We start from the raw sequence: 18,710 nt of genomic DNA, 5'->3' as shown, positions 1-18,710 counted from the left end.
GATATTGCCCATGCTACGTATCGCTAAAGAAGCCCTGACGTTTGACGACGTCCTCCTCGTTCCCGCTCATTCTACCGTTCTGCCGAATACAGCCGATCTCAGCACTCAGCTGACGAAAACCATTCGTCTGAATATTCCTATGCTCTCCGCAGCCATGGATACCGTAACGGAAGCGCGTCTGGCTATTGCCCTGGCACAGGAAGGCGGCATCGGCTTTATTCACAAAAACATGTCCATCGAGCGCCAGGCGGAAGAAGTTCGCCGCGTGAAGAAACATGAGTCCGGCGTGGTCACCGACCCGCAGACCGTTCTGCCGACCACCACCCTGCGTGAAGTGAAAGAGCTGACCGAGCGTAACGGCTTCGCCGGCTACCCGGTGGTTACCGAAGAGAACGAGCTGGTCGGCATCATCACCGGCCGCGACGTGCGTTTCGTTACCGATCTGAACCAGCCGGTCAGCGTCTATATGACCCCGAAAGAGCGTCTGGTCACCGTGCGTGAAGGCGAAAGCCGTGAAGTGGTCTTCGCTAAGATGCACGAAAAACGCGTTGAGAAAGCGCTGGTTGTGGATGAGAGCTTCCACCTGCGCGGGATGATCACCGTAAAAGACTTCCAGAAAGCGGAACGTAAACCGAACGCCTGTAAAGATGAGCAGGGCCGTCTGCGCGTAGGCGCTGCGGTTGGCGCCGGCGCGGGCAACGAAGAGCGCGTTGACGCGCTGGTGGCAGCGGGCGTTGACGTCCTGCTGATTGACTCCTCTCACGGCCACTCCGAAGGCGTTCTGCAACGTATTCGTGAAACACGTGCGAAATACCCAGACCTGCAGATCATCGGCGGCAACGTCGCCACTGGCGCAGGCGCGCGCGCGCTGGCGGAAGCCGGCTGCAGTGCGGTGAAAGTAGGCATTGGCCCGGGCTCCATCTGTACTACCCGTATCGTGACCGGCGTAGGCGTGCCGCAGATCACCGCCGTTTCCGACGCGGTGGAAGCGCTGGAAGGCACCGGAATTCCGGTTATCGCCGACGGCGGTATCCGTTTCTCCGGCGACATCGCCAAAGCGATCGCGGCCGGTGCGGCGGCAGTGATGGTCGGCTCCATGCTGGCCGGTACCGAAGAATCCCCGGGCGAAATCGAACTCTATCAGGGGCGCTCTTACAAATCCTATCGCGGGATGGGTTCCCTCGGCGCGATGTCGAAAGGCTCCTCTGACCGCTACTTCCAGAGCGATAACGCCGCTGACAAACTGGTGCCGGAAGGTATCGAAGGCCGCGTGGCCTATAAAGGCCGCCTGAAAGAGATCATTCACCAGCAGATGGGCGGCCTGCGCTCCTGTATGGGTCTGACCGGCTGTGGTACCATTGACCTGCTGCGTACCAAAGCTGAATTCGTACGCATCAGCGGTGCGGGCATCCAGGAAAGCCACGTTCACGACGTGACCATCACCAAAGAGTCCCCGAACTACCGCCTGGGCTCCTGATTTCTTCGCCCGACCTTGCGTCGGGCGATTTATTTACTCTGTTTCACTTGCCTCGGAATTAGCGTCAATGACGGAAAACATTCATAAACATCGCATTCTCATTCTCGACTTCGGGTCACAGTATACTCAGCTGGTGGCGCGTCGCGTGCGTGAACTGGGCGTCTACTGTGAGCTGTGGGCATGGGATGTCACGGAAGCACAGATCCGCGAATTTAATCCAAGCGGCATCATTCTTTCCGGCGGCCCGGAAAGCACCACCGAAGAGAACAGCCCGCGCGCGCCGCAGTATGTGTTCGAAGCCGGCGTGCCGGTATTTGGCGTCTGCTACGGTATGCAGACCATGGCGATGCAGTTGGGCGGCCATGTAGAAGGCTCTAACGAGCGTGAGTTTGGCTACGCGCAGGTTGAAGTGGTTAACGACAGCGCGCTGGTGCGCGGTATCGAAGACTCCCTGACCGCGGACGGCAAACCGTTGCTGGACGTGTGGATGAGCCACGGCGACAAAGTCACCGCCATCCCGTCTGACTTCGTCACCGTCGCCAGCACCGACAACTGCCCGTTCGCCATTATGGCCAACGAAGAAAAACGCTTCTATGGCGTGCAGTTCCACCCGGAAGTGACCCACACCCGTCAGGGTATGCGTATGCTGGAGCGCTTCGTGCGCGACATCTGCCAGTGCGAAGCGCTGTGGACCCCGGCGAAAATCATCGACGACGCCGTTGAGCGTATTCGCCAGCAGGTTGGCGATGACAAAGTAATCCTCGGCCTCTCCGGCGGCGTGGACTCTTCGGTGACCGCGATGCTGCTGCACCGCGCCATCGGCAAAAACCTGACCTGCGTATTCGTGGATAACGGTCTCCTGCGTCTGAACGAAGCCCAGCAGGTGATGGAGATGTTTGGCGACCACTTTGGCCTGAACATCGTTCACGTGGAAGGCGAGCAGCGCTTCCTCGACGCGCTGGCAGGTGAAAGCGATCCGGAAGCGAAACGTAAGATCATCGGCCGCGTCTTCGTGGAAGTGTTCGACGAAGAAGCGCTGAAGCTGGACGACGTCAAATGGCTGGCGCAGGGCACCATCTATCCTGACGTTATCGAATCTGCCGCTTCCGCCACCGGTAAAGCGCACGTCATCAAATCTCACCACAACGTGGGCGGCCTGCCGAAAGAGATGAAGATGGGGCTGGTTGAGCCGCTGCGTGAGCTGTTCAAAGACGAAGTGCGCAAGATCGGTCTGGAGCTGGGTCTGCCGTACGATATGCTCTACCGTCATCCGTTCCCGGGCCCGGGCCTCGGCGTGCGCGTGCTGGGCGAAGTGAAGAAAGAGTACTGCGACCTGCTGCGTCGCGCGGACGCTATCTTCATCGAAGAGCTGCACAAAGCTGACCTGTACAACAAAGTGAGCCAGGCGTTCACTGTATTCCTGCCGGTTCGCTCCGTCGGCGTGATGGGCGATGGCCGTAAATACGACTGGGTGGTTTCCCTGCGTGCGGTGGAAACCATCGACTTCATGACCGCGCACTGGGCGCACCTGCCGTATGATTTCCTCGGCCGCGTCTCTAACCGCATTATCAATGAAGTGAACGGTATCTCCCGCGTGGTGTATGACATCAGCGGTAAGCCGCCAGCAACGATCGAGTGGGAATAATCCCCGGCGTTAGTTGAATAAAACGAAACCCTCTGTTGTTACAGAGGGTTTTTTAATTTATGCCCAGCCTCAATCCCGTCATCCCTCACCGCTATCCATCACTGGGTGGTTTCCTGTGTCCCCGGTGAATGTACCCGGTTATGGTTCCGGCAGATGTTCAGCCGGCCCACGTTTTGCACCCGGGCAGAGGGCTGGACGCTTGTCCGGCTCTGTTTTACCCACCGATCGCGCCATCGCCAGCGCCAGTCCGGCAACGATCAGCGTTAACCCGGTGGAAATCCACATTCCACCCACGATACCCAGCCGATGGTTCAGCCATGCATAGGTAAAGGGGGCGGCCGCCGCCATCAGTTGCCCGGGGATCAGCAGGAGACCCGTGCGGCTGGCGTAGCTTTCTGCGCTAAACAGCGCCAGCGGCAGCGTCGCTTTCACAATCGTCACCAGCCCATTTATCGCGCCATAGCCGAGCACAAACCCGGCTGCGCACCCGGCATACGCCGTGCTGCTGACACCAAGGAGAAAACAGAGCGGCATGGCGAGCGCGGTAAAACGCGTCAGCGCGAGCGGGGTGATGCGTCGACCGGCCAGCACTTCCCCCAGCCGGGCGCCGGTCTGGCCAAATCCCCACAGCATTCCGATGGCAACCGGCAGGCCAAAGTGGCTGATAAACTCCGGCAGATGGGTGGAGGTGCCGGTGGAGATGAAGGTGATCAGCGCAATAAAGAGCGCATAACGTATGCCGTTACGCCGATTGCCATCCGCTGTTGGGGCTTTCGCTTTCGTCGATGAGCCGAGCCGCTGACGAGGCAGCTGATAACTCAGCCATGCGCTCAGCAGGCCAAACAGCGCATAGACCCGCAGGGCATCCTGCCAGGACATCACGGTGAGTAAAGCCTCCCCCAGCGGCCAGAAGAGGGCAGAGGCCAGACCGCCGGCGAGGGTGATTTGAGAGATGGTTTTCCGCGCCTGCTGGCCGTAAAGGTTCACTACCGCGGCGAACAGGGCATCATACAACGACAGCCGCATGCCGACGCCGGTCAGCAGCCAGGCGCCGTACCAGCCGACCAGCGAAGGGCTCCAGGCCATCATCGCGCAACTGGCGGCTATCAGTAAGGTTCCGCTGGTGACCACCAGTCGTCCGCCAAAGCGAGCCAGCAGACTGGCGACCAGCGGGGAGACCGCCGCCATGATCAGCATCGCAAGCGTCAGGCCAAGATAGATCTGCGGCGAGCTCCATCCCTTGTCGGCGGCGATAGCTCCGGCAAAGGTGCCGGGCATATAAAAAGAGATACCCCAGTTGATCAGTTGCTGAGCGCCCGCGGTGAAGGCTAGGCGTCGGGGAATAGCCGGTGTTCCCATGGTTTTTCATTCCGTTAAGAGAGTTGTCCTGAGCATACCCGGCAGGCTATTGTTCTGGCAGAGCGGCCACCTTATGCGCGGTATAAGAGAAACTTTGCATGACAACACTGAACCTGGGAAACCTGGCGACCTTCCGGCTGGTCGTACAGCGCGGCAGCTTCTCAGCCGCCGCCGACGCGCTGGGGATCTCCCAGCCTGCCGTCAGCCTGCAGGTGCGTCAGCTGGAGCAATTTTTACAGACCCGACTGCTGGAGCGCACCGGGCGCGGGATCAAGGCGACGGCGGCGGGAATGGCGCTGCTGGCCCACAGCGAGCAGATCGATCGGGCGGTGAATAGCGCGGTGCAGTCGGTCAGTGCATTTAGTCAGGAAGTTAATGGCTCACTGACTCTGGGGACCGGCGCGACGGCCTGCATTCATCTTCTTCCGCCGCTGCTGCAGCATCTTCGTCAGCAGCACCCACTGCTGACGGTGGGGGTGACCACCGGCAACACGCTGGATATCGTCCGGGCGGTGGAGGAAAACCGGCTCGATCTTGGGCTGGTCACGCTGCCCGTTCAGGGACGCAGTCTGGCGGTGACCGCCGTGGTGGACGAGGAGTTCGTGGTCATCCATCCCAGCCACGAGGCGGGGATCCCGGCGGTGTGTACCCCTGAGGAGCTGCAGGCGCTGCCGCTCATTGCCTTCGAGGCGGGCAGCGGCACGCGGGATCTGATTGACCGCTGGTTCCGTTCGGCGGGCCTGGCGGTCACGCCGGTGATGCAGCTGGGGAGCATCGAGGCGATCAAACGCATGGTGCGGGCCGGGCTGGGCTACAGTATTGTGCCCCGCATGGCGGTAGAGCAGGCGGAGGATCGCTATGGCTTAACGGTACATTCTCTGGCCCCGTCGCTGTACCGTCAGCTGGCGGTTGTCATGCGTCAGGATAAAGTGATTACCAAAGGAATGGCGGAAATGCTGCGTCTGCTGCAGGCCGTGCGCTTATAAATCGTCAGCGGCAAAACATGCCTCGTCAGGGATAGTGCCTCGGAAACGGGCGTCTCTACCTGCGGATAGTGGCGTATCCGGCATCAGGATCAACGGGTTACTCGCGGGCGGAGGGCTCGACGGTGAGCGTTGACTCCTGCGACGCTTTTTTATCCTGGTGATGATACCAGGCGCCGATGGAGGAGTAGACAAAGCGTCCAAAGAAGAAGAGAAAGCTGATAAGCAGTACGATACGGGTCATGCGACGGTTAAATCGATGTCGTTTACGCATACTGGGTGCCTGACTCACAAAAGGTTCCTTGAAGTATACCCGAAGATGGGCGATGGGGGTATTAAGGCACAGGAACGAGGTGGGGTCAATTGATGCAGATGTAAAAGTGCGGCAGTGAAAACATTAATTAATGTTATATAAGATAATCCTCGTATTTACATGCTCTCTTTATTAGCCACGAAAAGCTGAAAAAATAAGTTTTATTAATGTTGGTGTCAGCATTTGTTGATTTACATCAACAGCCTCATTCTCTTCACCACTAAAATCAGCGGACGTTACCGTATCGTTATTACTTATGCGGTCAGCATGGGGTGGTTGGATGCCTGCCTGAATATGCCTCGCAGGAGCAGAGGCTCTCTGTAGAGCACCTATGAATTTATTAAAATACTATCAACAATATCGCGACAAATGGTGGGCCTTACCGCTTCTCCTGCCTGTGTTATTATTACCCCTTGCCAGAGGGATGAATACATATACCATGCTGAATGGGCACATGGTTTATCTTTATTATCTTCCCCTGGCGCTGGTGCTCAGCCTGATGATGTTTTTCGGCTGGGCGGCGATCCCCGGTATTATCGTTGGTCTGCTGCTAACGCTGGCCCGGGGCATGACGCCGGAGCAGGCCGTTGGCGTACTGTTCCATTTTCTGATCCCCTGCGTGCTCTGCTGGGGCGGATATCGCATCTTTGTTCCCCAACGGCAGCAGGTATCGCACGGTAACGTCAGGCTGATGCCGCATCGTCTGTTCTGGCAAATGCTGCTCCCTTCGGTCATTTTTCTGATTTTGTCGCAGATCGCCGAGTATCTGGGGCTACATCCGCGCACAACGGATATGACCGGCGTCTCGCCGTTTAGTTTACGGTCGTTAATCACCTTTCAGGCGCTGATGGTGGGGTGCCTGACCGGTGTACCGTTATGTTATTTACTGCTGCGGGTAATTCGTAACCCTTTTTATTTGCGCGGGTATATTTCTCAGGTTCGCTTACAAATTGATCCAAAAATAAAGAAAATTGAAATTATCAGTTGGGCGGCGATATTAACCCTGTTGCTGGGTCTATTATTGATGCCGCTTAATGATAGCAGCACTATATTTAGTACAAATTATACATTATCCTTACTGATGCCGGTGATGCTGTGGGGGGCGATGCGTTTTGGCTATCGCTTTATCTCGCTGATATGGACGCCGGTACTGATCGCCGTGATCCATTTTCATTACCGTTATTTACCTATTTATCCAAGTTATAACACTCAGCTGGCGATCACCTCGTCAAGCTACCTGGTGTTCTCGTTTATTGTCGCCTATACGGCGATGCTGGCAACACAGCAGCGGCTGATCTACGCCCGCGTCCGACAGATGGCCTTCCTCGACCCGGTGGTACATATGCCGAATCTGCGGGCGCTGAGCCGGGCGCTGAACGGCGCGAGCTGGTCGACGCTCTGTTTTTTGCGTATTCCTGAGCTTGAGCTGCTGGGCCGCCACTACGGGGTGCTGTTGCGCATTCAGTATAAGCAAATGCTGGCGAATCACCTGCGTGCGCTGCTGGAGCCGAACGAAGCGGTATATCATCTTGCCGGTCACGATTTAGTGTTTCGTCTCAACAGCGAAGGGCACCAGGCGCGCATTCACTTAATTGAGCGCTCCTTGCGACAGTTCCGTTTTCACTGGGACGGGGTCCCCCTGCAGCCGCGGATCGGCATGAGCTATTGCAACGTCCGCTCGCCGGTGAAGCATCTGTATTTGCTGCTTGGCGAGCTGAACACGATTGCCGACATGTCGCTGGCCAGCGGCCATCCGGAGAATTTGCAGCGCCGCGGCGCCGGGCATGTCCAGCAGGATCTGAAAGACAAAGTGGCGATGATGAACCGCATCCTCAAGGCGCTGGAGCAAGACTATTTTGTCCTGATGGCGCAGCCTATCCAGGGCATACGCGGCGACAATTACCATGAAGTGTTGTTGAGGATGAAAGGCGAGTCGGGCGAACTGACGGGGCCCAACGAGTTCCTGCCGGTGGCGCACGAGTTTGGGCTGTCCACGCGCGTGGATCAGTGGGTCATTGAGCATACCCTGGCCTTTATGGATGCCAACCGGCGGGCGCTGCCCGGTCTGCGGCTGGCGATCAACCTCTCTCCGGTCTCGTTGAGCCGCAGTCAGTTTCCCGAGGAGGTCGAAAACCTGCTGCAGGCCTACAACATTGAGCCATGGCAGATTATTTTCGAGCTGACCGAAAACTATGCGCTCAGCAACCCCGAGCTAGTTTGCCAGACATTAGAGCACCTGCGGGCACTGGGCTGCCGGGTAGCTATCGATGATTTTGGTACCGGCTACGCCAGCTATGCGCGGTTAAAAACGATGAACGTCGATATTCTTAAAATAGACGGCAGCTTTATTCGCAATCTGCTCGCCAGCAGTCTTGATTACCAGGTGGTGGATTCAATCTGTCGTCTGGCGCGGATGAAGAACATGCAGGTGGTGGCCGAATATGTTGAATCGCCGGAGATACGCCAGGCGGTCATCGCGCTGGGGATCGATTATATGCAGGGCTATGATATTGGCGTCCCGGTGCCTCTGACGCAGCTGGCGGAGGGGATGAGCGCCTGAAGCCGTAAAAAAGCCGGGCGCGATGGCCCGGCTCGCATGATATCCATAGAGGCGATCAGGCGTCTGGCTCTTCTTCCGCAATTTTCAGCAGCCACTCCGGCACACCTTCCCAGTACTGCTGCTCTTTTTCCAGATCCAGCAGCACCAGCGCATTCTGGCTAAACCAGTTGTGCGGGAAGGTCAGCGTCCAGTGGTGAGCTTCCGTCTGCAGCCGTAGCGTCGGCGGCGTGGTGGTGGCCTGACGCTGGTTGTTCAGCAGCACGCCGAGGCGCAGCAGCTGGATCAGCGGCAGAAACTGCTTTTTCCTGAACAGCGTAAAGCGCGGCAGATCGTCGAGTTTTATCGCTTTGCGATGATAGCGCACCAGGGTGGCCATCAGCATCTGCTGCTCCTGGTTGAAGCCCGGCAGGTCGCTGTTCTGCAGAATATAGGCCGAGTGGCGGTGCATGCCGCTGTGGTTAATATTCAGGCCCACCTCATGGAGCATCACCGCCCACTTCAACAGCGCCGCCAGGTGCGGATTGGCCAGCTTGGGATTCTGCTCCTGCCACTGCTCCAGCATAAGGGTGGTGGTTTCCAGCACCCGGCGCGCCTGTTCGCGATCGATGTTGTACTGATTCGCCAGACTCTGCGCCGTACGGCTACGAATATCCTGGTGGCGGAAGCGGCCTTCCATTTCGTACAGCACGCCTTCACGCAGCGCGCCATCAGACAGACGAAGCTCTTTAATGGCTAGCGCGTCAAATACGCCGCACAGAATGGCCAGCCCCGGGGCAAAGACCGCTTTACGATCTTCCGAGAGGCCGGGCAGGCTGAGCGCGTCGAAGTTTTTATGCTTCAGCAGTTCACTGACCAGCATTTCGAGGCGCTCCGGCGTAATAAACCCGTCCTTCTCGCCCATAGCCACCAGCACTTCCTGGGCGGCCTTAATGGTACCGGAGGCGCCCAGCGCCACGGTCCAGCCCTGAATACGGAACTGCCAGGCCAGGGTTTCCAGTTTTTGCACCGCCGCCAGGCGAGCGCGCTGGAAATTTTCTTTATTGATGGTCCCGCCGGGGAAGTAGGCCTGGGAGAAACTCACGCAGCCCATGCGACGGCTTTCCACCAGCCGGGGCTCAAAATCTTCACCGATGACCAGCTCGGTCGAACCGCCGCCGATATCAATCACCAGCTTACGGCCGCGCTCCGGCTGCGTGTGCTCCACGCCCATAAAAATCAGGCGCGCTTCTTCATTACCGGAGATGATCTCGATCGGGTAGGGGATCACTTTTTCCGCGCGTTTAAGAAACTCTGCCGCATTGGTCGCCTGGCGCAGCGTATGCGTCCCGACGATGCAGACGCTGGAAGGGGAGAACCCCTGCAGGCGTTCGGCAAACAGCGACAGGCAGTTCAGCCCGCGGGTCATGGCTTCTTCGCTCAACACCGAGTTTTCATCGAGGCCATCGGCCAGATGTACGCGCTGTTTCAGGCGTCCGATGATCTGCATGGCGCCGTCGACGACACGGGCGATCACCATATGAAAACTGTTCGAACCAAGGTCAACCGCAGCGAACTCCTGCGGCCGAGGGGTTTTTTCGTTTATTGGCATAGGTTAGTCGGGTTGTTCGAGTGATTTGAGATAATCGTAAATCGCCATCTGAGCGCGCACTTTACGGCGATTGCCGCGCGGCACATAGCGATTACTCAGTTCTTTATCAAGATAGCGCGCTTTTACCGTATCGTTGAACAAGATATCAAAAATATCCAGCACCCGCTGTTTCAGGCGCGGGTCGAGCAGCGGGGCGGCAACTTCGATGCGATAATCGATATTACGCGTCATCCAGTCGGCAGAGGAGAGCCAGACCTGCTTATCGCCACCGTTTTCAAAACAATAGACCCGGTCATGCTCGAGGAAGCGGTCCACAATGCTGATGACGCGAATATTTTCGCTGATGCCTTCCAGACCGGGGATCAGCGAGCACATGCCGCGGATTAACAGGTTGACCGGCACGCCGGAGCTGGAGGCGGCATACAGTCTGTCTACCAGTCCTTTATCCACCAGGTTGTTCAGCTTCAGGGTAATACCGGACGGTTGCCCGTTCTGCGCATTGGCGATCTCGCGGTCGATCATCTCATACAGCAGACGACGCGAGTTCTGCGGCGACACCAGCAGGTAATCGAAGCTGACCGGGCGGTAGGGGTTTTCAATAAAGTTAAACACCCGGCGAACTTCATTGGTAATGCGCGCATCGGCGGTTAACAGCGAATAGTCGGTATAGATCCGCGCGGTCTTCTCGTTGAAGTTACCGGTGCCGATGTGGGCGTAGCGCACGACCTCATCGCCTTCTTTACGCGAGATCAGGAACAGCTTGGCGTGGATTTTCAGGCCCGGCGCGGAGAAGATAACGTGGACGCCCGCTTCCGTCAGGCGTTTCGCCCAGTGAATGTTGGCCTCTTCGTCAAAACGCGCCTGCAGCTCCACCACTACGGTGACTTTTTTACCGTTGTGGGCGGCGTGGATCATCGCGTCGATGATGCGCGAATCCTTGGCCACGCGGTAGATGTTGATTTTGATCGCCAGTACGCTGGGGTCGAACGAGGCCTGACGCAGCAGCTCCAGCACATGCTCAAAAGTATGATAGGGGTAGTAGAGCAGCACATCGCGTTCGCGAATGGCGTCGAAGCCGTTGCGGAATTTATCAAACCACAGATGACGCAGGCGCGGCATAGGTTTATTGACCAGATTGGCCTTACCCACGTTCGGGAAGCCGATAAAGTCTTTGAAGTTGTGATAGCGGCCGCCCGGCAGCATTGAGTCATAGTTGGAGATGGAGAGCTTATCGCGCAGCATTTCGACCATCGCGTCCGGCATATCGCGCTGGTAGACGAAGCGAACCGGCTCGGCGGTCAGGCGCTGTTTCAGGCTGGAGGACATCAGCTCCATCAGGCTCGACTCCATCTCATGCACCAGATCGTACTCGGCGTCACGGGTCATTTTCATCGAGTAGGCGTTCAGCGCATCGTAATCAAAGAAGCCTTTAAAGATGTCGTCCAGGCAATAGCGCAGAATGTTATCCAGCAGGATCATTGGTTTACGGCGGCGAGGCGCTTCCGGCGGCAGGTTTACGAAGCGCGGGACCTTATCCGACGGAATTTCCAGCAGGGCATAGTTGATGTTCTCCCCGCGGATAATCTCCACCGCCAGATAGGTGTAATCATCTTTCAGGAACTGCACGAGGTCCGTTTCGCGGTTAATCAGGATCGGCGAGATATGCTGCCGCAAATACTGTTTAAAGTAGTTGCGCAGCCAGGCCTGCTGATTGACGGACAGCTGGCGCTCGTTGATCAGGAAGATCTGGTTGCGCGCCATCTCCAGCAGCAGTTCGTTATACAGACTATCGAATTCCTGATCGGCCTTCAGAACGCGGGCCTGGATTTTGCCTAACAGGTGGCGAGAATGGGCGGTACTGCCTTGTTCTTCACTGATAATAATCCGGCGCTTAAGCTCAGCGAAGCGCACTTTGTAAAACTCATCAAGGTTGTTGGAGTAGATCCCTAAGAAGCGCATGCGCTCAATCAGCGGGTTACTCTTGTCCGCCGCTTCCTGCAGCACGCGCTCGTTAAAAGACAACCAGCTGAGTTCTTTTTCGATGTATAGCTTTTCCTGGCCCATTACCGCTCACACTCCGTTTTACTCACAGGACGTAGACTATTATGACGAATTTTTCTGCATAGCGATTTACTGTGTCACAACTATATGACAGTAAGAAGAATTATTTCTGTGAGATGTTTGATTAATAAACAATTTTAATTAAAAAAAAGCCCCGCGATGGCGAAAGGCGGGGCTGTTGTTCATTCTTCAGCGGCATAGCCCTGGGGGGGAAGCTGTCGTTCATCCAGCCAGGCGTGGTTGCCCACCATGCGCAGACGCCCCTCGACGAACCAGCTTATCACCAGCGGATAAATGGCATGTTCCTGGGTCTGTACCCGCGCCGTAACCTCTTCCTCGCTGTCGCCAGCAAAGACCGGCACTTTGGCCTGCAGGATAACCGGACCGCCATCCAGCTCATCGGTGACGAAGTGCACCGAGGTCCCATGCTCCTCGTCACCGTTTTCCAGCACCTGGCGATGGGTATGCAGGCCAGGATACTTCGGCAGTAACGAAGGGTGGATGTTCAGCAGTCGTCCCTGATAGTGGCTGACAAAGGCCGGGCTAAGGATACGCATATAGCCCGCCAGCACCACCAGATCCGGGGCGTAGGCGTCAATTTCATGCATCAGCTGACGATCGAACGCTTCCCGGTCGGCAAACTGACTTTGCGCCAGCGCGTGGGCCGGGATCCCGGCCGCGCGCGCGCGCTCAAGGCCGAACGCATCGGCCTTGTTACTGAATACCGCACGCAGGGTGCCGTTTATCTGTTTCCGGCCACAGGCGTCGATGATCGCCTGCAAATTACTGCCGCTACCGGAAATCAGCACCACAATGTTTTTCATGCAATGACCACACGCTGTTCGGAATCGGAGGCTTTGATATACCCGATTTTCCACGCGTTTTCACCTTTCTCGTTCAGCAGGGCAATGGCCTTGTCTGCTTCTGCTGCCGGCAGGGCGATAACCATCCCCACGCCGCAGTTAAAGGTACGGTACATCTCATGCTGGCTGACGTTACCGGCGGTTTGCAGCCAGTTGAAAACGGACGGCCACTGCCAGGAAGACTCATCAATCACCGCCTGGGTGTTGTCCGGCAGTACGCGCGGGATGTTTTCCCAGAAGCCGCCGCCGGTCAGATGGGCGATGGCGTGGACGTCAACGCTGGCAATAAGGTCGAGAACCGATTTCACATAGATGCGGGTCGGCGCCAGCAAATGGTCGGCCAGCGGTTTGCCGTCAAGGTCGGTGGTCTGTGGGTCAACGCCGCTAACTTCAATAATCTTACGCACCAGCGAATAGCCGTTAGAGTGCGGGCCGCTGGAGGCCAGCGCCACCAGCACATCGCCGTCAGCGACTTTGCTACCGTCGATGATTTCTGATTTTTCCACCACCCCGACGCAAAAACCCGCCACGTCGTAATCTTCGCCGTGGTACATCCCCGGCATCTCTGCGGTCTCACCGCCCACCAGCGCGCAACCGGACTGCAGGCAGCCTTCGGCGATGCCGTTGATGACGCTGGCTGCGGTATCGACGTCCAGTTTACCGGTGGCGTAGTAATCAAGGAAAAACAGCGGTTCAGCGCCCTGAACCACCAGGTCGTTCACGCACATGGCGACCAGGTCGATGCCGATGGTGTCGTGACGCTTCAGATCCATTGCCAGACGCAGCTTGGTACCGACGCCGTCGGTGCCGGAGACCAGTACCGGCTCGCGGTATTTCTGCGGCAGTGCGCACAGCGCGCCGAATCCGCCCAGTCCACCCATCACTTCCGGGCGACGGGTTTTCTTCACCACGCCCTTAATACGGTCGACGAGAGCGTTGCCTGCATCAATATCCACGCCGGCATCTTTATAGCTGAGAGAGGTTTTGTCGGTCACTGCGAAGTCTCCACGCGTTTGCGGTAAGCAAGAAAAATCGGCGCAATTCTAACAGGGAAAGCAAACGTTTGCGAGCCTGCTTTACAGTCGGCTTAAAACCGTTGGCGGATGGTCAAATTTGATACTGCTCACGAAAATGAAACCGGGTACAGCCTTGTGCTTGCCTCAGTGTCAGGTAATCCCCATCATATTACTGAAACCGGTTTCTGTGATTGATCGCCGTATGGATTACCGGTGATTTATGTTCGACAGGGGAGGGATGAATGAAGATTGCGGCATTTGATATCGGTGGCACCGCGTTAAAGATGGGCGTCATGACCCGCGACGGAAGGCTGCTGGAAACCGCGAAGCAGTCAATCAATGACAGCGATGGCGATCATATCTTACAGACCATGCTGTCGTGGCTGGCGGCCCACCCGTCATGCGAAGGCATTGCCATCAGCGCGCCGGGCTATGTCGATCCGCACAGCGGATTTATCACCATGGGCGGCGCTATCCGTCGCTTTGATAACTTCGCCATGAAATCATGGCTCGAGACGCGAACCGGGCTGCCGGTCTCGGTGGAAAACGACGCCAACTGTGTGCTGCTTGCCGAGCGCTGGCAGGGTAAAGCGGCGGAGATGGCCAATTTTCTGGTGCTCACTATCGGCACTGGCATCGGTGGAGCGATTTTTTGCCAACATCAGCTGATCCACGGGGCGCGTTTTCGCGCCGGCGAGTTCGGCTATATGCTTACCGATCGTCCCGGCGGACGCGATCCCCGTCGCTACTCGATGAATGAAAACTGCACCCTGCGGGTGCTGCGCTATCGCTATGCAGAACATATTGGCGCGCCGCTGGATAGCGTCACTGGCGAAATGATTTTTGACCGCTATGACGCCGGCGACCCGGTTTGCCAGCGTCTGGTCGCCGAGTTCTTCAATGGCCTGGGCCATGGCCTTTATAACCTCGTCAATATCTTCGATCCGCAGACCATTTTTATCGGCGGCGGCGTTGTGGAACGTCCTGGATTTCTGACGCTGCTGCGCCAGCATCTGGCCTGGTTCGGCATTGCCGACTATCTCGATACCGTCAGTCACGGCAACGATGCCGGCCTGATTGGCGCGGTTTACCATTTCAATCAGCACTATCGTTCGCCTGGCGACGATCGACCTTAGGGAGAGACTATGTCCGGATTTAAAGAAGGTTTTCTGTGGGGCGGCGCGGTGGCGGCGCATCAGTTAGAGGGCGGCTGGCAGGAGGGGGGCAAGGGGGTCAGCGTGGCGGATGTGATGACCGCCGGCGCCCACGGCGTGCCGCGGGAAATCACCGACGGCGTGGTGGCGGGAAAAAACTACCCGAACCATGAGGCGATCGATTTTTATCATCGCTACCCGCAGGACCTGGCGCTGTTTGCCGAAATGGGCTTCAAATGTTTCCGCACCTCGATTGCCTGGACGCGTATTTTCCCGCAGGGCGATGAACAGGAGCCGAACGAGGCTGGCCTGCAGTTTTATGACGATCTGTTCGACGAATGTCTGAAACACGGTATTGAACCGGTCATTACGCTGTCGCATTTTGAAATGCCCTATCACCTGGTCACCGAGTACGGCGGCTGGCGTAACCGCAAGCTGATCGACTTTTTCGTGCGCTTCGCCAGGGTCGTCTTCACCCGCTATCAGCATAAAGTGAAGTACTGGATGACCTTCAACGAGATCAACAACCAGGCTAACTACCATGAGGACTTCGCCCCTTTCACCAACTCCGGTCTGAAGTATTTGCCGGGTGAAGATCGGGAACCGGTAATGTACCAGGCCGCACATTATGAGCTGGTGGCCAGCGCCCTGGCGGTGAAAGCGGCGCGCGAGATCAACCCTGCTCTGCAGATAGGCTGCATGATCGCCATGTGCCCTATCTATCCGCTGACCTGCGCGCCGGACGATATGATGATGGCGATGAACGCCATGCACCGTCGGTACTGGTTCACCGATGTCCACGTGCGCGGCCGCTATCCGCAGCATCTGCTCAACTATTTTGCCCGCCGCGGCTTTAGCCTGGACATCACCGAAGCCGATCGTCAGGCGTTAACCGAAGGCTGTGTCGACTACATCGGCTTTAGCTACTATATGTCCTTCGCCACCAAAGCCACCGAAGACAACCCCTTGCTCGATTATGATGAAACCACCAGCCTGGTCTCCAACCCGTACGTGAAAAAGTCGGACTGGGGCTGGCAGATTGATCCGGTCGGCCTGCGCTATTCTCTGAACTGGTTCTGGGATCACTATCAGCTACCGCTGTTTATTGTCGAAAACGGTTTTGGCGCGATCGATGTTCGTGAAGCGGACGGCAGCGTGGATGACCAGTACCGTATCGATTATCTCTCCGCGCATATAGCGGAGATGAAAAAGGCGGTGGTCGAGGATGGCGTCGATCTGATGGGTTATACCCCGTGGGGCTGTATCGATCTGGTTTCCGCCGGAACGGGGGAGATGAAAAAACGCTACGGCTTTATCTACGTGGATAAAGATAATGAAGGCAACGGCACGCTGGAGCGCAGTAAGAAGAAGTCGTTCGACTGGTATAAGAAGGTGATTGCCAGCAACGGGGAGCAGCTATAATTCCCCCGTGGCGCTGCGCTTATCGGGCCGGCGGGGTTTGCGGTCCGGGTAAGCGTTAGCGCCGCCCGGCAGAACCCCGCGCTAAAACCGGAGCCTCGCCTCCGGTTTTTTTGTCTCTAAATCACTTTGCTTGATATACGTCAAGCAAGATGGGTATGGCCTAATCCGAAAAAAGCGGTATAATCCCGCGATTTTTTTTGTGGCTGCCCCTCAGAGGAGAAAGAGAATGAAGATTGTGGAAGTCAAACACCCACTCGTCAAACACAAGCTGGGCCTGATGCGCGAGCACGACATCAGCACCAAACGCTTCCGTGAACTCGCCTCTGAAGTGGGCAGCTTACTGACTTATGAAGCCACCGCCGATCTGGCGACCGAGAAAGTGACCATCGAAGGCTGGAACGGCCCGGTGGAAGTTGAGCAGATCAAGGGCAAGAAAATTACCGTCGTGCCAATCCTGCGCGCAGGCCTCGGCATGATGGAAGGGGTACTTGAGCACGTGCCGAGCGCGCGTATCAGCGTGGTGGGTATTTATCGCAATGAAGAAACCCTCGAGCCGGTACCTTACTTCCAGAAGCTGGTGTCCAACATCGATGAGCGTATGGCGCTGGTGGTTGACCCGATGCTGGCCACCGGTGGGTCGATGATCGCCACTATCGATCTGCTGAAAAACGCCGGCTGCACCAGCATCAAGGTGCTGGTACTAGTGGCGGCGCCGGAAGGAATTGCCGCGCTGGAGAAAGCGCACCCGGACGTTGAGCTGTACACCGCCTCTGTCGATAAGGGACTGAACGAGCACGGGTACATCATTCCCGGTCTCGGCGATGCCGGCGACAAGATCTTTGGTACGAAATAATCGCATAACGATAAATAAGCCGACTTTGAGAGTCGGCTTTTTTTTGAATAAAACACACATAACTAACCATCTCAGAGGAAAACACTATGACGCGCCGTGCTATCGGGGTGAGTGAAAGACCGCCGCTTTTACAGACTATCCCGCTTAGTTTGCAGCACCTGTTTGCCATGTTTGGCGCAACGGTGCTGGTGCCAATCCTGTTCCACATCAACCCGGCCACCGTGCTGCTGTTCAACGGTATTGGTACGCTGCTGTACCTCTTTATCTGTAAAGGCAAAATCCCGGCGTATCTGGGATCGAGTTTCGCCTTTATCTCTCCAGTGCTGCTCCTGCTGCCGCTGGGCTATGAAGTGGCGCTGGGCGGTTTCATTATGTGCGGCGTGCTGTTCTGCCTCGTCTCCTTTATTGTCAAAAAAGCCGGTACCGGCTGGCTGGATGTGATGTTCCCCCCGGCGGCGATGGGGGCCATCGTGGCGGTTATCGGTCTGGAGCTGGCGGGCGTGGCGGCCAACATGGCCGGGCTGCTGCCGGCCGACGGCCAGTCGCCGGACAGTAAAACCATTATTATCTCGATGGTGACCCTGGCGGTGACGGTGTTTGGTTCGGTCCTGTTCCGCGGCTTCCTGGCGATTATCCCGATCCTGATTGGCGTTCTGGTGGGCTATGCGCTGTCGTTTGTGATGGGCGTGGTCGATACCACCCCGATCGCCGAAGCGCACTGGTTCGCGCTGCCAACCTTCTACACGCCGCGTTTTGAATGGTTCGCCATCTTCACCATTCTGCCCGCTGCGCTGGTGGTGATTGCCGAGCACGTCGGTCACCTGGTGGTGACGGCTAATATCGTCAAACGCGATCTGATCCGCGACCCGGGCCTGCATCGTTCGATGTTTGCCAATGGCCTGTCGACGATCGTTTCCGGCTTCTTCGGCTCGACGCCTAACACCACCTACGGGGAAAATATCGGCGTGATGGCGATTACCCGCGTCTACAGCACCTGGGTTATCGGCGGCGCGGCGATCATTGCGATTCTGCTCTCCTGCGTCGGCAAACTGGCGGCGGCGATCCAGATCATCCCGGTGCCGGTGATGGGCGGCGTGTCGCTGCTGCTGTACGGGGTAATCGGCGCCTCAGGGATCCGCGTACTGATTGAATCGAAGGTGGATTACAGCAAGGCGCAGAATCTGATTCTCACCTCCGTGATCCTGATCATCGGCGTCAGCGGTGCCAAAGTGCACATCGGTGCCGCTGAGCTGAAAGGGATGGCGCTGGCCACCATCGTCGGTATCGCACTCAGCCTGATTTTCAAGCTTATCAGCGTCCTGCGTCCGGAAGAGGTGGTTCTCGACGCCGCGGATAGCGAAGAGGTTAAATAACGATCGTCTGACCGGGCGGCGATCCCGCCCGGTTCTCTCCGGA

Annotated in this window: 13 protein-coding genes and 1 pseudogene; 8 read left to right on the top strand and 6 right to left on the bottom strand. The window is 57.2% G+C overall.

Features of this window, described 5'->3' with window-relative positions; genetic code table 11:
* The first annotated feature begins 10 nt into the window (after window positions 1-10).
* Complete coding sequence (gene guaB, locus ACQUTP_RS07580; protein WP_004151980.1) at window positions 11-1,477, top strand: IMP dehydrogenase; 1,467 nt, start codon at window positions 11-13, stop codon at window positions 1,475-1,477.
* Window positions 1,478-1,544: 67 nt separating this feature from the next.
* Window positions 1,545-3,122 (top strand): glutamine-hydrolyzing GMP synthase, encoded by a 1,578-nt coding sequence (gene guaA, locus ACQUTP_RS07575; RefSeq protein WP_004201905.1) that lies wholly within the window; start codon window positions 1,545-1,547, stop codon window positions 3,120-3,122.
* 138 nt (window positions 3,123-3,260) lie between these two features.
* Here the strand turns inward: guaA and ACQUTP_RS07570 are convergent, their stop codons facing one another.
* The gene (locus tag ACQUTP_RS07570; protein ID WP_049003905.1) at window positions 3,261-4,481 is read right to left on the bottom strand and encodes an MFS transporter; all 1,221 of its coding nucleotides are present in this window, start codon (window positions 4,479-4,481) and stop codon (window positions 3,261-3,263) included.
* Window positions 4,482-4,554: 73 nt separating this feature from the next.
* Between ACQUTP_RS07570 and ACQUTP_RS07565 the strand changes: the two are divergent.
* Window positions 4,555-5,467, top strand: a pseudogene (locus tag ACQUTP_RS07565) (LysR family transcriptional regulator).
* A gap of 97 nt (window positions 5,468-5,564) precedes the next feature.
* On the opposite strand, the gene ACQUTP_RS07560 reads toward ACQUTP_RS07565, so the two are convergent.
* Window positions 5,565-5,738, bottom strand: coding sequence for a YfgG family protein (locus tag ACQUTP_RS07560; protein WP_017900441.1), 174 nt, complete (start codon window positions 5,736-5,738; stop codon window positions 5,565-5,567).
* A 370-nt stretch (window positions 5,739-6,108) separates the two neighbouring features.
* Here ACQUTP_RS07560 and ACQUTP_RS07555 point away from each other — a divergent pair, with 370 nt between their 5' ends.
* On the top strand, window positions 6,109-8,337 hold the full coding sequence (locus ACQUTP_RS07555; protein ID WP_148390350.1) for a sensor domain-containing phosphodiesterase: 2,229 nt from the start codon (window positions 6,109-6,111) through the stop codon (window positions 8,335-8,337).
* Window positions 8,338-8,392: 55 nt separating this feature from the next.
* Here the strand turns inward: ACQUTP_RS07555 and ppx are convergent, their stop codons facing one another.
* The 4 genes from ppx to purM all read right to left on the bottom strand — a co-directional run bounded on the left by ppx (window position 8,393) and on the right by purM (window position 13,844).
* Entirely contained in the window at window positions 8,393-9,925 is a 1,533-nt protein-coding gene (gene ppx, locus ACQUTP_RS07550) for an exopolyphosphatase (RefSeq protein ID WP_004201914.1), read from the bottom strand.
* A gap of 3 nt (window positions 9,926-9,928) precedes the next feature.
* Window positions 9,929-11,989: a polyphosphate kinase 1 gene (gene ppk1 / locus ACQUTP_RS07545; RefSeq protein WP_002913838.1), complete on the bottom strand. Its 2,061-nt coding sequence runs from the start codon at window positions 11,987-11,989 to the stop codon at window positions 9,929-9,931.
* Window positions 11,990-12,168: 179 nt separating this feature from the next.
* Entirely contained in the window at window positions 12,169-12,810 is a 642-nt protein-coding gene (gene purN / locus ACQUTP_RS07540) for a phosphoribosylglycinamide formyltransferase (RefSeq protein WP_004201920.1), read from the bottom strand.
* Complete coding sequence (gene purM / locus ACQUTP_RS07535; RefSeq protein WP_004201922.1) at window positions 12,807-13,844, bottom strand: phosphoribosylformylglycinamidine cyclo-ligase; 1,038 nt, start codon at window positions 13,842-13,844, stop codon at window positions 12,807-12,809. The genes purN and purM overlap by 4 nt, the downstream gene beginning before the upstream one ends.
* A gap of 263 nt (window positions 13,845-14,107) precedes the next feature.
* Here purM and bglK point away from each other — a divergent pair, with 263 nt between their 5' ends.
* The 4 genes from bglK (at window position 14,108) to uraA (ending at window position 18,667) form a co-directional block, all read left to right on the top strand.
* Window positions 14,108-15,001 (top strand): beta-glucoside kinase BglK, encoded by an 894-nt coding sequence (gene bglK / locus ACQUTP_RS07530; RefSeq protein WP_017900443.1) that lies wholly within the window; start codon window positions 14,108-14,110, stop codon window positions 14,999-15,001.
* 9 nt (window positions 15,002-15,010) lie between these two features.
* Window positions 15,011-16,441, top strand: coding sequence for a 6-phospho-beta-glucosidase (locus ACQUTP_RS07525; protein WP_017900444.1), 1,431 nt, complete (start codon window positions 15,011-15,013; stop codon window positions 16,439-16,441).
* 226 nt (window positions 16,442-16,667) lie between these two features.
* Window positions 16,668-17,294: a uracil phosphoribosyltransferase gene (upp, locus tag ACQUTP_RS07520; RefSeq protein WP_004201927.1), complete on the top strand. Its 627-nt coding sequence runs from the start codon at window positions 16,668-16,670 to the stop codon at window positions 17,292-17,294.
* Between the two features lie 86 nt (window positions 17,295-17,380).
* Entirely contained in the window at window positions 17,381-18,667 is a 1,287-nt protein-coding gene (uraA, locus tag ACQUTP_RS07515; RefSeq protein WP_017900445.1) for a uracil permease, read from the top strand.
* Window positions 18,668-18,710 lie beyond the last annotated feature (43 nt).

The sequence above is a fragment of the Klebsiella sp. 2-CIP_Kleb. genome (assembly GCF_050378715.1).
Taxonomy (GTDB): domain Bacteria; phylum Pseudomonadota; class Gammaproteobacteria; order Enterobacterales; family Enterobacteriaceae; genus Klebsiella; species Klebsiella quasipneumoniae.
This window is presented reverse-complemented; position numbering and strand designations above follow the sequence as displayed.